Origin of the sequence: Citrobacter sp. Cpo142, assembly GCF_030332425.1 — a bacterium.
In the GTDB taxonomy this organism is placed as follows: Bacteria; Pseudomonadota; Gammaproteobacteria; order Enterobacterales; family Enterobacteriaceae; genus Citrobacter; species Citrobacter portucalensis.
In genome coordinates this window covers 260,515-274,694 of sequence record NZ_JAOWHW010000113.1, presented here as the reverse complement: position 1 = coordinate 274,694, position 14,180 = coordinate 260,515, and the positions used below count along the sequence as shown (strand labels likewise).

The window sequence follows — 14,180 nt, the reverse complement described above, 5'->3', positions numbered from 1 at the left end:
GAACGACTTATGAAACTAAAGACCACATTGTTCGGCAATGTTTATCAGTTTAAGGATGTTAAAGAGGTGCTGGCAAAAGCCAACGAACTGCGTTCGGGGGATGTGCTGGCAGGAGTGGCTGCAACCAGTTCGCAGGAACGCGTGGCGGCCAAGCAGGTACTGTCGGAAATGACGGTGGCGGATATCCGCAATAACCCGGTGATTTCCTATGAAGAGGACTGTGTAACGCGTCTGATTCAGGATGACGTCAACGAGACGGCCTATAACCGTATCAAAAACTGGAGTATCAGCGAGCTGCGCGAGTACGTGCTGAGCGATGAAACCTCCGTTGATGACATTGCGTTTACGCGCAAAGGGTTAACGTCGGAAGTGGTCGCTGCGGTAGCAAAAATCTGCTCTAACGCGGACCTGATCTACGGCGGTAAGAAAATGCCGGTGATCAAAAAGGCCAATACCACCATCGGTCTGCCGGGCACCTTCAGCTGCCGTTTGCAGCCGAACGACACCCGTGATGACGTGCAGAGTATTGCGGCACAAATCTACGAAGGGCTGTCCTTCGGGGCGGGCGATGCGGTGATTGGTGTTAACCCGGTAACGGATGACGTGGAAAACTTAAGCCGCGTACTGGATACCGTGTACGGCGTTATCGACAAATTTAACATCCCGACCCAGGGCTGCGTACTGGCACACGTGACTACCCAGATCGAAGCGATTCGTCGCGGTGCGCCGGGCGGGCTGATTTTCCAGAGTATCTGCGGTAGCGAAAAAGGCTTAAAAGAGTTTGGCGTTGAGCTGGCCATGCTGGATGAAGCGCGCGCAGTGGGCGCTGAGTTCAACCGTATCGCCGGGGAAAACTGCCTGTACTTCGAAACCGGGCAAGGGTCTGCGCTTTCCGCGGGCGCGAACTTCGGTGCCGATCAGGTGACGATGGAAGCACGTAACTACGGGCTGGCGCGCCACTACGATCCGTTCCTGGTGAACACCGTGGTGGGCTTTATCGGGCCGGAGTATCTCTACAACGACCGTCAGATTATTCGTGCCGGTCTGGAAGATCACTTTATGGGCAAGCTGAGCGGCATCTCAATGGGCTGTGACTGCTGCTACACCAACCATGCTGATGCTGACCAGAACCTTAACGAAAACCTGATGATTCTGCTCGCCACCGCTGGCTGCAACTACATCATGGGCATGCCGCTCGGTGACGACATCATGCTCAACTATCAGACCACCGCCTTCCACGACACCGCGACTGTGCGTCAGCTGCTGAACCTGCGTCCGTCGCCGGAGTTTGAACGCTGGCTGGAAACCATGGGCATTATGGCAAACGGTCGCCTGACCAAACGGGCGGGCGATCCGTCACTGTTCTTCTGATGACGCGGGGATGACACACGATGGATCAAAAACAGATTGAAGAAATTGTACGCAGCGTAATGGCGTCAATGGGTGAGTCTCAACCGCAGGCTCAAGAACCGTCAGCACCAGCAAAATGCAGCACCACGCAGTGCGACGTATCGACCGGTGAAAGCTGCGCGATGGACTTAGGCTCAGCCGAAGCCAAAGCGTGGATAGGCGTTGAGAATCCGCACCGCGCAGAGGTATTGACCGAACTGCGCCGTAGCACCGCTGCGCGTGTATGTACCGGTCGTGCTGGTCCTCGTCCGCGTACCCAGGCGTTGCTGCGCTTCCTGGCTGACCACTCGCGTTCGAAAGATACGGTATTGAAAGAAGTGCCGGAAGAGTGGGTAAAAGCCCAGGGGCTGCTGGAAGTGCGCTCGGAAATCAGCGACAAAAACCTGTATCTGACGCGCCCGGACATGGGGCGTCGTCTGAGTGCGGAAGCCATTGAAGCACTGAAATCACAGTGTGTAATGAATCCGGATGTACAGGTGATTATCTCTGATGGCTTGTCTACCGATGCCATCACTGCCAACTACGAAGAGATCCTGCCGCCGCTGTTGTCGGGCTTAAAACAGGCTGGATTGAAAGTCGGGACGCCGTTCTTTGTTCGCTATGGGCGCGTGAAAATCGAAGATCAGATCGGTGAACTGCTGGGTGCAAAAGCGGTGATCCTGCTCGTTGGTGAACGTCCGGGCCTCGGCCAGTCGGAAAGTCTTTCTTGCTACGCCGTCTATTCGCCGCGTGTGGCAACCACCGTTGAGGCTGACCGTACCTGCATCTCGAATATTCACCAGGGCGGTACGCCTCCGGTTGAAGCGGCAGCAGTAATTGTGGATTTGGCCAAGCGCATGCTGGAGCAAAAAGCATCCGGCATCAATATGACCCGTTAAGGAGGCATCATGCCAGCATTAGATTTGATTAGACCTTCAGTCACCGCGATGCGCGTGATTGCCTCGGTAAATGACGGTTTTGCCCGCGAACTTAAATTGCCGCCACATATACGTAGCCTCGGACTCATCACAGCAGACTCTGATGACGTGGCGTATATTGCCGCAGATGAAGCGACAAAACAGGCGATGGTGGAAGTGGTTTATGGCCGCTCGCTGTATGCCGGTGCGGCGCACAGTCCCTCTCCAACCTCGGGCGAAGTGCTGATTATGCTCGGTGGACCAAACCCAGCCGAAGTTCGCGCAGGTCTGGACGCGATGGTGGCCAATATTGAAAGCGGGGCGGCATTCCAGTGGGCGAATGACGCAGAAGATACCGCCTTCCTGGCGCATGTGGTTTCGCGCACCGGTTCGTATCTTTCCGCGACCGCAGGATGCCGACTGGGCGATCCGATGGCGTATCTGGTAGCACCGCCGCTGGAAGCGACATTTGGTATTGATGCCGCGCTGAAATCTGCCGATGTGCAACTGGTGACCTATGTACCACCGCCGTCAGAAACCAACTATTCAGCAGCGTTTTTGACCGGTAGCCAGGCCGCTTGTAAAGCCGCATGTAACGCCTTTGCCGATGCCGTTCTGGATATTGCCCGTAATCCAATCCAGCGCGCGTAAGAGAGGTAGTGATGATCAATGCACTGGGATTACTGGAAGTGGATGGCATGGTGGCTGCCGTAGACGCGGCGGATGCCATGCTGAAAGCCGCGAACGTGCGTCTGCTTAGCCACGAAGTGCTCGATCCTGGTCGGCTGACGCTGGTGGTGGAAGGCGATCTGGCGGCATGCCGCGCAGCGCTGGATGCTGGCAGTGCAGCCGCAGCGCGTACGGGCCGTGTTATCAGCCGTAAGGAAATAGGCCGGCCGGACGATGACACCCAGTGGCTGATCGGCGGTTTTAAACGCCAGCCGAAGAAACCTGAACAGAAGCCAGAAGCGAAAACAGAAGTGAAACCAGAGAAGACACAAGACGCCCCAGTGACGTCTGAATCCTCTGCCCAACTTTTGACGCTGTTAGCATCGGTCCGTCAAGGAATGACGGCAGGGGAAGTGGCCGCCCACTTTGGCTGGTCACTTGATGAAGCCAGAAAAGCGCTGGAACAGCTCTTTTCTGACGGAGCGTTGCGTAAACGCAGTAGTCGCTATCGCTTAAAAAATTAACCTGTCGGAGGGCCGGGGGCTTCGTTGAAGCTTCCGGCTTAAAAGATCATGAAAAAGAAACGTACTGCAAACCTGCACCATCTTTATCATGAAGCATTACCCGAAGACGTTAAACTGACGCCGAAAGTGGAGGTGGACAACGTTCACCAGCGGCGAACAACGGATGTGTATGAGCATGCTCTGACGATAACTGCCTGGCAGCAGATCTACGACCAGCTGCATCCGGGAAAATTTCATGGCGAGTTCACGGAAATCCTGCTCGACGATATTCAGGTGTTCCGTGAATACACCGGACTGGCGCTGCGTCAGTCGTGCCTTGTCTGGCCAAACTCATTTTGGTTTGGCATTCCGGCCACGCGCGGCGAGCAGGGATTTATTGGTACCCAGTGTTTGGGGAGCGCTGAAATTGCCACCCGCCCAGGCGGGACGGAGTTTGAACTGAGTACACCGGATGACTACACCATTTTGGGTGTCGTCATTTCGGAAGAGGCCATTGCCCGTCAGGCCAACTTCCTGCATAACCCGGAAAGGGTGTTGCATATGCTGCGTAACCAGTCGGCGCTGGAAGTTAAAGAACAACACAAAGCCGCGCTATGGGGCTTTGTGCAGCAGGCGCTGGCGACGTTTAGTGAAAACCCGGAAAACCTCCATCAACCTGCGGTACGTAAGGTCTTGAGCGATAACCTGCTGCTGGCGATGGGCACCATGCTGGAAGAAGCGCAGCCGATTATGACTGCGGAGAGCATCAGCCATCAAAGCTATCGTCGCTTGCTGTCGCGTGCGCGCGAATATGTGCTGGAGAATATGTCAGAGCCGCTGACCGTGCTCGACTTATGCAATCAACTGCACGTTAGCCGCCGAACGTTGCAAAACGCCTTTCACGCGATCCTCGGTATTGGCCCGAATGCCTGGTTGAAACGTATTCGCCTGAACGCCGTGCGCCGTGAGTTGATAAGCCCGTGGTCGCAGAGTGCGACGGTGAAAGACGCCGCCATGCAGTGGGGATTCTGGCATTTAGGGCAGTTTGCTACCGACTACCAGCAGCTGTTTGCGGAGAAACCGTCGTTGACGCTGCATCAGCGTATGCGCCAGTGGGCATGATGAGATTATTGTGCCGGATGCGACGCTAACGCGTCTTATCCGGCCTACGGGTTTGCCGTTGTTGTAGGCCTGATAAGCGTAGCGCTATCAGGTAATTACACCCAGTCGCGGACCTGAATAAACTCGCTAAGGGCAGCTTCCGGGCTGTTCGCTTCCGGCTGCCAGTCATACTCCCAGCGTACCAGCGGCGGCATCGACATCAGAATCGATTCCGTGCGCCCGCCGGTTTGCAAACCGAACAACGTGCCGCGATCCCACACCAGATTAAATTCCACATAGCGCCCACGACGATAAAGCTGGAAATTACGCTCGCGCTCGCCCCAGCTCATCATTTTGCGGCGTTCGACGATGGGCAGATACGCCTCGGTGTAACCTTGACCTACTGCCTGCATAAAAGCGAAGCAGTGGTCGAAATCAGGGGTATTCAAATCATCGAAAAACAGCCCGCCAATGCCGCGCTGCTCGTTGCGGTGCTTGAGGAAGAAGTAGTCATCGCACCACTTTTTGTAACGTGGATAAACGTCATCGCCAAACGGCTGGCACAGATCCCGCGCCGTGCGATGCCAGTGAACCGCATCCTCATCAAAGCCGTAGTAGGGCGTTAAGTCAAAGCCGCCGCCAAACCACCACACGGGATCGGCCCCCGGTTTTTCCGCGATAAAAAACCGTACGTTGGCATGGCTGGTTGGAATGTAGGGATTCTGCGGGTGCACCACCAGCGAGACGCCCATCGCTTCAAAGCTGCGCCCGGCAAGCTCCGGGCGATGCGCGGTAGCCGAGGCCGGCATTGCATCACCGTGGACGTGGGAGAAGTTGACGCCTGCTTGCTCGAAAATACCGCCGTTACGCAACACCCGACTGCGCCCGCCGCCGCCCGCTTCGCGCTGCCAGTTATCTTCAACAAACTCGCTGCCGTCTACGGCGGATAACTGCTGACAAATTTCATCCTGCAGGCTGAGCAGGAACTGTTTTACGCGCTGTGCATCGGGCTTCATGGTTAACGTTTCTTCGAGTGGGCTTTCTGGTTATCAAACCAGTGGAAATAGCTGATGATGCCATTGGCGATAGCGGTGGCGATTTTCTGACGAAACGCCGCCGTACCCAGCAATCGTTCTTCTTCCGGGTTGGTGATGAACGAGGTTTCGACCAGGACCGACGGAATCGAAGGTGATTTTAGCACCACGAAGGCGGCCTGTTCCGTGCTGCGACTGTGCAGACGGTGTACCGGCTTGATCTTCTTAAGAATATGCGAGCCTAACGTCAGGCTGTTTTTTATGGTGTCAGTTTGCACCAGATCGAACAGCACCTGCTGCAACAAATGATCTTTGTCAGTGGCCTTCTTTCCGGCGACTTCATCGGCCCGGTTTTCACGATCGGACAGATATTTCGCCATGGCGCTACTGGCGCCGCGATTGGATAAGGCAAAGACCGAAGCACCCGCAGCGCTCGGATTGGTAAAACCGTCGGCGTGTATCGACATGAACAGATCGGCACCATGTTTGTGGGCGATCTCGACGCGATCGTAGAGCGGAATAAACGTATCGCCGGAGCGGGTCAGGCGTGCATCAATCCCTTGGTTGCGTAGGATCGAGCGCACGTTTTTGGCAATAGCTAACACAACGTGCTTTTCTTTCGAGCCGTTGCGACCAATTGCGCCGGTATCAATCCCTCCGTGCCCCGGATCAAGGACAACAACGCGCTTAGCACCGGATTTTTTCGCTTTCGGTTTGCTGTGTCCATTGCTGGTCTTTAGCGCTTCTTCTTTAGCGATGGCTTGTGACATGCCTGACAGCGTCAGGGCGGCCAGCCCGGCTTTCAGCACCTGGCGGCGCGATGTGAGTGTTTTTAGTGGTTTAAAAGTGCTCATACGGCCTGAGTTGTAAAAAAAAGGTTCTAAACGTTATATCGTATCGCGTAGTCCGTTGCGACGGATCGAGATAAGAATTGTTTTACTTTTCATTTCAATACGTGACAATTCCGTATTATGCCATTTTTTCCGCCGCTTCGCGTCAGATATTGGCTAAATCAGCCGTTCGCGCCATAATCGCTTTTTAACGTCCTGAAAAGGTACCCAATACCATGGAAATACGCGTTTTTCGCCAGGAAGATTTCGAAGAGGTGATTACCCTCTGGGAGCGTTGTGATTTGCTGCGTCCATGGAACGACCCCGAAATGGACATCGAACGTAAAGTCAATCATGACGTCAGCTTGTTCCTCGTTGCTGAAGTGAACGGCGAGGTGGTCGGCACGGTGATGGGCGGATACGACGGGCATCGCGGTTCCGCCTATTACCTGGGCGTGCATCCTGAGTTTCGCGGACGCGGTATTGCCAATGCGCTGCTCAACCGGCTGGAGAAAAAGCTCATTGCCCGCGGTTGTCCGAAGATTCAAATCATGGTGCGTGACGATAACGACGTCGTACAGGGCATGTATGAACGTCTGGGCTATGAACATGCGGATGTACTCAATCTGGGCAAGCGTTTGATCGAAGATGAAGAGTACTGAGTTTCATCCGGCCGACTATGATGGTCATGGGCGTCTGCGCCTGCCTTTTCTCTTCTGGTGCGTACTGCTGTTGCAGGCACGCACCTGGGTTTTGTTTGTGATTGCCGGTTCTTCCCGTGAGCAGGGCAACACCTTGCTGAATCTGTTTTATCCCGATCATGACGCATTCTGGCTGGGGTTGCTTCCCGGCGTTCCCGCCGTGTTGGCGTTTTTACTCAGCGGGCGACGCTTTGCGTTTCCGGTGATCTGGCGCTGGCTGCGTGGATTATTGATTCTCGCTCAACTAGTGCTGCTGTGCTGGCAGCCGGTGATGTGGCTGGCAGGCGATCCGCTCAATGGCGTCGGGCTGGCGCTGCTGGTGGCGGATATTGTCGCGCTGATCTGGCTGTTAACCAATCAACGTCTGCGCGCCTGTTTTTCCCTTGAGAAAGAATAACGGCACTTTTTGGGGAAACCGGACTCCAAGCAACGTTGATAAATAAGGAAGGAAGTGAAATGAAATCACTGCGTTTGACTTTATGCGCGATGCCGCTGCTACTGGCCGGGTGTTCAACGTTGTCCTCGGTGAACTGGTCTGCCGCCAATCCGTGGAACTGGTTTGGTTCTTCAACGCAGGTCACAGAGCAGGGCGTCGGAGCGTTAACGGGCGCTACGCCGCTGGATGAAAAAGCTATTGCTGATGCGCTGGACGGTGATTACCGCCTGCGTAGCGGAATGAAGACCGATAACGGTAATGTGGTGCGCTTCTATGAAGCGATGAAAGACGACAAGCTGGCGATAGTCATCAACGGCAGCCAGGGAACCATCAGTCGTATTGATATATTAGATCACGATATTTCGTCAGCCGCGGGTGTCGAAATCGGTACACCGTTTAGCGACCTTTACACTAAAGCTTTCGGTAATTGCCAAAAAGCAACCGGCGATGACAGCGCGGGCGTTGAGTGTAAAGCTGAGGGAAGTCAACATATTAGCTATATTTTTTCCGGTGAATGGAGCGGGCCTGAGGATATAATGCCGTCTGACGACACGCTGAAAGCGTGGAAAGTAAGCAAAATTATCTGGCGGCGTTAATTTGCGTCTGAACAAATCGGCTTGTTAAAAAAACAGGTAGAATAGCGCCCATCAATGCCACGATGTCGTGGCATCTTTTTTTCAGGAGGAACAATGTCTCAGGTTCAGAGTGGCATTTTGCCAGAACATTGCCGTGCGGCGATTTGGATTGAAGCCAATGTTAAAGGCGACGTTGATGCCCTGCGTGCGGCCAGCAAAACCTTCGCCGATAAGCTGGCGACCTTTGAAGCTAAGTTCCCGGATGCGCATCTGGGCGCGGTTGTCGCTTTTGGCAACAACACCTGGCGTGCATTGAGCGGCGGCGTCGGTGCTGAAGAGTTAAAAGACTTTATCCCTTACGGTAAAGGTCTGGCACCAGCAACCCAATATGACGTGTTGATCCATATTCTCTCTTTGCGTCATGACGTGAATTTCTCCGTTGCGCAGGCGGCAATGGAAGCATTTGGCGACTGTATTGAAGTCAAAGAAGAAATCCACGGTTTCCGTTGGGTCGAAGAGCGCGATCTCAGCGGCTTTGTTGACGGTACGGAAAATCCGGCAGGCGAAGAAACGCGCCGTGAAGTTGCCGTTATCAAAGATGGCGTGGATGCCGGTGGCAGCTATGTGTTTGTACAGCGTTGGGAACATAACCTGAAGCAGCTTAATCGCATGAGCATCCATGACCAGGAAATGATGATTGGTCGCACCAAGGAAGCCAACGAAGAGATCGACGGTGATGACCGTCCGGTCACCTCTCACCTGAGCCGTGTTGACCTCAAAGAAGACGGTAAAGGGCTGAAAATTGTGCGCCAGAGCCTGCCATACGGTACTGCCAGCGGCACGCATGGTCTCTATTTCTGCGCCTACTGCGCTCGTCTGCACAACATTGAACAACAATTGCTGAGCATGTTTGGTGACACTGACGGTAAGCGTGATGCGATGCTGCGCTTCACCAAACCGGTAACCGGCGGCTATTACTTTGCACCGTCGCTGGACCGTTTAATGGCGCTGTAATGTTGAGCTGATCCTGTTATCGGCCACGAAATAGACATCCCCGCATCGTCGGGGATTTTTTTTACCTGAGATTAACCTGATTTAGTGAGCTATTCCTCAGCACTAATTTGTTATTGCTGTATCTTCTGCGTGAATGAAGCGAAGGCTTCATATTCAAAAGGAGAATATTGAAATGGGAAAACTCACGGGCAAAACAGCATTGATTACGGGCGCATCTCAGGGTATTGGCGAGGGTATCGCCAGAACGTTTGCCCGCCATGGCGCGAACTTAATCCTGCTGGATATCTCCGATGAGATTGAAAAACTGGCGGATGAGTTGGCTGGGCGTGGGCACCGTTGCACAGCCGTTCACGCTGACGTCAGAGATTTTGCGTCGGTCAAGGAAGCGGTGACGCGCGCGAAGCAGATTGAAGGCAAAATCGATATTCTGGTGAACAATGCCGGCGTATGCCGCCTCGGCAACTTCCTTGATATGAGCGATGAAGATCGCGATTTTCACATTGATATCAACATTAAAGGCGTCTGGAACGTGACGAAAGCCGTTCTGCCGGAGATGATTGCGCGCAAAGATGGGCGCATCGTGATGATGTCATCGGTGACCGGCGATATGGTTGCTGACCCGGGCGAAACGGCCTACGCGCTGTCGAAAGCCGCGATCATCGGTTTGACCAAATCCCTGGCGGTAGAATATGCGCAGTCCGGCATTCGCGTGAATGCCATTTGCCCTGGCTACGTTCGTACGCCGATGGCGGAAAGCATTGCGCGTCAGTCTAACCCGGAAGATCCTGAATCCGTTTTAGTCGAAATGGCGAAAGCGATCCCAATGCGTCGTCTGGCCTGCCCGCTTGAGGTCGGCGAACTGGCGGCGTTCCTGGCATCGGATGAGTCCAGTTATTTAACTGGCACGCAAAACGTGATTGATGGCGGCAGCACTTTGCCTGAAAGCGTAAGCGTCGGCGTCTGATTGATGCCAGTCTCCTCCCCATGTGCTGGGGAGGAGGTACCCCTTATTCTCTTTTCAACTTTCAAATCATCAAACGGTATATAAAACCGTTACTCCTTTAGCACTGGTTATAAATATGATGACCATAAGAAAGTCATTTAATTTATAAGGGTGCGCAATGGCCGTTAACTTACTGAAAAAAAGAACACTGACGCTGGCAGCCATGCTGTTGCTGGTGGGGCAGGCGCAGGCAACGGAACTGCTGAACAGTTCATACGATGTTTCCCGCGAGCTGTTTGCCGCCCTTAATCCGCCGTTTGAACAGCAATGGGCGAAGGATAACGGCGGCGACAAACTGACGATTAAACAATCTCATGCCGGGTCATCAAAACAGGCGTTGGCGATTTTGCAGGGGCTGAAAGCTGACGTCGTGACCTATAACCAGGTGACCGACGTGCAGATCCTGCATGACAAAGGCAAGTTGATCCCTGCCGACTGGCAAAGCCGCCTGCCGAATAACAGTTCGCCATTCTATTCCACCATGGCGTTTTTGGTGCGTAAGGGCAACCCGAAGAATATCCACGAATGGAACGATCTGGTTCGCCCGGACGTGAAGCTGATTTTCCCGAACCCGAAAACCTCCGGTAACGCACGCTATACCTATCTGGCAGCGTGGGGCGCGGCAGATAAAGCGGACGGTGGGGATAAAGCTAAAACCGAACAGTTCATGACCCAGTTTCTGAAAAACGTGGAAGTATTTGATACCGGCGGTCGTGGTGCAACTACCACCTTCGTGGAGCGCGGTCTGGGCGACGTACTGATTACCTTTGAATCGGAAGTGAACAATATCCGTAAACAGTATGAAGACCAGGGCTTCGAAGTGGTGGTGCCGAAGGTCAACATTCTGGCGGAGTTCCCGGTGGCCTGGGTAGATAAAAATGTGCAGGCCAACGGTACTGAAAAAGCGGCGAAAGCCTACCTGAACTGGCTGTACAGCCCGCAGGCGCAAACCATCATTACCGATTTCTACTACCGCGTGAATAACCCACAGGTAATGGACAAGCTGAAAGATAAATTCCCGCAGACCGAATTGTTCCGTGTGGAAGATAAGTTTGGCTCGTGGCCTGAAGTGATGAAAACACACTTTGTCAGCGGCGGTGAGCTGGACAAACTGCTGGCGGCGGGGCGTAAGTAAATGTTTGCTGTTTCTTCCCGACGCGTGCTGCCCGGCTTCACTTTGAGCCTGGGCACCAGCTTACTGTTTGTCTGCCTGATATTGCTGCTGCCGCTGAGCGCGCTGGTGATGCAACTGGCGCAAATGAGCTGGGCGCAATACTGGGATGTGATTACCAATCCGCAGGTGGTGACGGCTTATAAAGTGACGCTGCTGTCGGCGTTTGTGGCGTCGATTTTTAACGGCGTGTTCGGTTTGCTGATGGCGTGGATATTAACCCGCTATCGCTTTCCGGGCCGTACGCTGTTGGATGCGCTGATGGACCTGCCGTTTGCACTGCCTACGGCGGTGGCAGGTCTGACGCTGGCGTCACTGTTTTCGGTTAATGGCTTCTACGGCGAGTGGCTGGCGAAGCTGGATATCAAGGTGACCTACACCTGGCTCGGTATCGCGGTAGCGATGGCCTTTACCAGCATTCCGTTTGTGGTGCGTACTGTGCAACCAGTACTGGAAGAGTTAGGCCCGGAATATGAAGAAGCAGCTGAAACACTCGGTGCTACGCGCTGGCAAAGTTTCCGTAAAGTAGTGCTGCCGGAGCTGTCTCCCGCGCTGGTGGCTGGCGTTGCGCTGTCGTTTACCCGCAGCCTCGGTGAGTTTGGCGCGGTTATTTTTATCGCCGGAAACATCGCATGGAAGACGGAAGTGACCTCGCTGATGATTTTTGTTCGCTTGCAGGAGTTTGACTACCCGGCCGCCAGCGCGATTGCTTCTGTGATCCTCGGGGCTTCGTTGTTGCTGCTGTTTTCAATTAACACTCTGCAAAGTCGCTTTGGTCGACGTGTGGTAGGTCACTGATGGCAGACATTACCCAATTGAAACGCTATGGCGCACCCCGCATCAACTGGGGGAAATGGTTCCTGATCGGCACGGGCATGCTGGTCTCCGCGTTTATTTTGCTGGTGCCGATGATTTACATCTTCGTGCAGGCGTTCAGCAAGGGATTAATGCCGGTATTACAGAATCTGGCGGACCCGGACATGCTGCATGCCATCTGGCTGACGGTGCTGATTGCGCTGATTGCGGTGCCGGTGAACCTGGTGTTTGGCGTGTTGCTGGCCTGGCTGGTGACCCGCTTTAACTTCCCCGGACGCCAACTGCTGCTGACGTTGCTGGATATTCCATTTGCTGTCTCGCCGGTGGTTGCCGGCCTGGTCTATCTGCTGTTTTACGGTTCTAACGGCCCGCTTGGCGGATGGCTGGATGAGCATAACCTGCAAATTATGTTTGCCTGGCCGGGGATGGTGCTGGTGACAGTGTTCGTGACCTGTCCGTTTGTGGTGCGTGAGCTGGTGCCGGTGATGTTAAGCCAGGGTAGCAATGAAGATGAAGCGGCTGTGCTGCTTGGCGCGTCCGGCTGGCAGATGTTCCGCCGCGTGACGCTGCCGAATATCCGTTGGGCATTGCTGTACGGTGTGGTGTTGACCAACGCCCGTGCGATTGGTGAGTTTGGCGCGGTGTCAGTGGTTTCCGGCTCGATTCGCGGCGAAACCTTATCGCTGCCGCTACAGATTGAATTACTGGAGCAGGACTACAATACGGTCGGCTCCTTTACCGCCGCGGCGCTATTAACGCTGATGGCGATTATTACCCTGTTTTTGAAGAGCATGTTGCAATGGCGTCTGGAGAACCAGGAGAAACGCGCGCAGCAGGAGGAAAATCATGAGCATTGAGATTGCCAATATTAAGAAGTCTTTTGGTCGCACCCAGGTGCTGAACGATATCTCGCTGGATATTCCTTCAGGTCAGATGGTTGCGCTGCTGGGGCCGTCTGGCTCGGGCAAAACTACGCTGCTGCGCATTATTGCCGGGCTGGAGCATCAGTCCAGCGGGCATATCCGTTTTCACGGTACCGACGTTAGCCGATTGCACGCCCGCGACCGTAAGGTGGGGTTCGTGTTCCAGCACTATGCGCTGTTTCGTCATATGACCGTTTTCGACAATATCGCGTTTGGTCTGACGGTCCTGCCACGGCGTGAGCGCCCGAATGCGGCGGCCATTAAAGCAAAAGTCACCAAACTGCTGGAAATGGTTCAACTGGCTCATCTGGCGGACCGTTTCCCGGCACAGCTCTCCGGCGGGCAAAAACAGCGCGTGGCGTTGGCGCGTGCGCTGGCGGTAGAGCCGCAGATCCTGCTGCTCGACGAGCCGTTTGGCGCGCTTGATGCGCAGGTGCGTAAAGAGCTGCGTCGCTGGCTGCGTCAGCTGCATGAAGAGCTGAAGTTTACCAGCGTGTTTGTGACCCACGACCAGGAAGAAGCGACGGAAGTCGCAGACCGCGTGGTGGTGATGAGTCAGGGTCATATCGAGCAGGCTGATGCGCCGGATCAGGTCTGGCGCGAACCGGCTACCCGTTTTGTGCTGGAGTTTATGGGCGAGGTTAACCGCTTGCAGGGAACGATTCGCGGTGGGCAATTCCACGTGGGCGCACACCGCTGGCCGCTGGGTTATACGCCTGGTTATCAGGGACCGGTGGATCTGTTCCTGCGTCCGTGGGAAGTGGACGTGAGCCGTCGTACCAGCCTGGATTCGCCGTTGCCGGTACAGGTGCTGGAAGCCAGCCCGAAAGGACACTACACCCAATTAGTTGTGCAACCGTTGGGGTGGTATAACGAACCGCTGACGGTCATCATGCAGGGCGATGATACCCCGAACCGCGGCGAACGGCTGTTTGTCGGGCTGCAAAATGCGCGCCTGTATAACGGAGACCAGCGGATTGAAACGCGTGAAGAGGAACTTGCCCTGGCGCAAAGTGCCTGATAGGTTAATTCGTATAGTTATCATCCGGTGGCGCTGTTCTTATCGGGCTTATCAGGTGCAGCATGACCTGTAGGCCG

At 54.6% G+C, this 14,180-nt stretch carries 16 protein-coding genes; 14 read left to right on the top strand and 2 right to left on the bottom strand.

Going from position 1 to position 14,180, the window contains the following annotated elements:
* The first annotated feature begins 9 nt into the window (after positions 1–9).
* Genes eutB through eutR form a run of 5 tightly spaced genes read left to right on the top strand, consistent with a single transcriptional unit; the run spans position 10 to position 4,600 of the window.
* Positions 10–1,371, top strand: a complete 1,362-nt coding sequence (eutB, locus tag OGY18_RS11125) for an ethanolamine ammonia-lyase subunit alpha (RefSeq protein ID WP_003038029.1) — start codon at positions 10–12, stop codon at positions 1,369–1,371.
* Between the two features lie 20 nt (positions 1,372–1,391).
* On the top strand, positions 1,392–2,288 hold the full coding sequence (gene eutC, locus OGY18_RS11120; protein ID WP_181510571.1) for an ethanolamine ammonia-lyase subunit EutC: 897 nt from the start codon (positions 1,392–1,394) through the stop codon (positions 2,286–2,288).
* Positions 2,289–2,297: 9 nt separating this feature from the next.
* Positions 2,298–2,957 (top strand): ethanolamine utilization microcompartment protein EutL, encoded by a 660-nt coding sequence (eutL, locus tag OGY18_RS11115; RefSeq protein WP_003838537.1) that lies wholly within the window; start codon positions 2,298–2,300, stop codon positions 2,955–2,957.
* Positions 2,958–2,968: 11 nt separating this feature from the next.
* Positions 2,969–3,499 carry an ethanolamine utilization microcompartment protein EutK gene (gene eutK / locus OGY18_RS11110; RefSeq protein WP_123267688.1) on the top strand — a complete coding sequence of 177 codons (531 nt, stop codon included), beginning with the start codon at positions 2,969–2,971 and terminating at the stop codon, positions 3,497–3,499.
* A gap of 48 nt (positions 3,500–3,547) precedes the next feature.
* Entirely contained in the window at positions 3,548–4,600 is a 1,053-nt protein-coding gene (eutR, locus tag OGY18_RS11105; RefSeq protein ID WP_166465371.1) for an HTH-type transcriptional regulator EutR, read from the top strand.
* Between the two features lie 95 nt (positions 4,601–4,695).
* On the opposite strand, the gene hemF is transcribed toward eutR, so the two are convergent.
* Positions 4,696–5,595: an oxygen-dependent coproporphyrinogen oxidase gene (gene hemF, locus OGY18_RS11100; RefSeq protein WP_149385198.1), complete on the bottom strand. Its 900-nt coding sequence runs from the start codon at positions 5,593–5,595 to the stop codon at positions 4,696–4,698.
* A 2-nt stretch (positions 5,596–5,597) separates the two neighbouring features.
* On the bottom strand, positions 5,598–6,467 hold the full coding sequence (gene amiA / locus OGY18_RS11095; RefSeq protein WP_003038046.1) for an N-acetylmuramoyl-L-alanine amidase AmiA: 870 nt from the start codon (positions 6,465–6,467) through the stop codon (positions 5,598–5,600).
* A 212-nt stretch (positions 6,468–6,679) separates the two neighbouring features.
* Here amiA and OGY18_RS11090 point away from each other — a divergent pair, with 212 nt between their 5' ends.
* The 9 genes from OGY18_RS11090 (at position 6,680) to cysA (ending at position 14,103) form a co-directional block, all read left to right on the top strand.
* Positions 6,680–7,105 carry a GNAT family acetyltransferase gene (locus OGY18_RS11090; protein ID WP_003038048.1) on the top strand — a complete coding sequence of 142 codons (426 nt, stop codon included), beginning with the start codon at positions 6,680–6,682 and terminating at the stop codon, positions 7,103–7,105.
* Positions 7,092–7,541, top strand: a complete 450-nt coding sequence (locus OGY18_RS11085) for a DUF2919 domain-containing protein (protein WP_003835027.1) — start codon at positions 7,092–7,094, stop codon at positions 7,539–7,541. The genes OGY18_RS11090 and OGY18_RS11085 overlap by 14 nt, the downstream gene beginning before the upstream one ends.
* A gap of 59 nt (positions 7,542–7,600) precedes the next feature.
* Positions 7,601–8,176: an RpoE-regulated lipoprotein gene (locus OGY18_RS11080; protein WP_003835025.1), complete on the top strand. Its 576-nt coding sequence runs from the start codon at positions 7,601–7,603 to the stop codon at positions 8,174–8,176.
* 93 nt (positions 8,177–8,269) lie between these two features.
* Positions 8,270–9,169 (top strand): porphyrinogen peroxidase, encoded by a 900-nt coding sequence (gene yfeX, locus OGY18_RS11075; RefSeq protein WP_003835022.1) that lies wholly within the window; start codon positions 8,270–8,272, stop codon positions 9,167–9,169.
* Between the two features lie 172 nt (positions 9,170–9,341).
* Positions 9,342–10,133, top strand: a complete 792-nt coding sequence (ucpA, locus tag OGY18_RS11070) for an SDR family oxidoreductase UcpA (protein WP_003835020.1) — start codon at positions 9,342–9,344, stop codon at positions 10,131–10,133.
* Positions 10,134–10,290: 157 nt separating this feature from the next.
* Complete coding sequence (gene cysP, locus OGY18_RS11065; RefSeq protein ID WP_003835019.1) at positions 10,291–11,307, top strand: thiosulfate/sulfate ABC transporter substrate-binding protein CysP; 1,017 nt, start codon at positions 10,291–10,293, stop codon at positions 11,305–11,307.
* Complete coding sequence (gene cysT / locus OGY18_RS11060; protein WP_286552993.1) at positions 11,308–12,141, top strand: sulfate/thiosulfate ABC transporter permease CysT; 834 nt, start codon at positions 11,308–11,310, stop codon at positions 12,139–12,141. It begins immediately after the preceding gene.
* Positions 12,141–13,016 (top strand): sulfate/thiosulfate ABC transporter permease CysW, encoded by an 876-nt coding sequence (gene cysW / locus OGY18_RS11055; protein WP_003038064.1) that lies wholly within the window; start codon positions 12,141–12,143, stop codon positions 13,014–13,016. Before cysT ends, cysW begins: the two co-directional genes overlap by 1 nt.
* Positions 13,006–14,103 (top strand): sulfate/thiosulfate ABC transporter ATP-binding protein CysA, encoded by a 1,098-nt coding sequence (gene cysA / locus OGY18_RS11050; protein ID WP_126317596.1) that lies wholly within the window; start codon positions 13,006–13,008, stop codon positions 14,101–14,103. Before cysW ends, cysA begins: the two co-directional genes overlap by 11 nt.
* Positions 14,104–14,180: the final 77 nt, after the last annotated feature.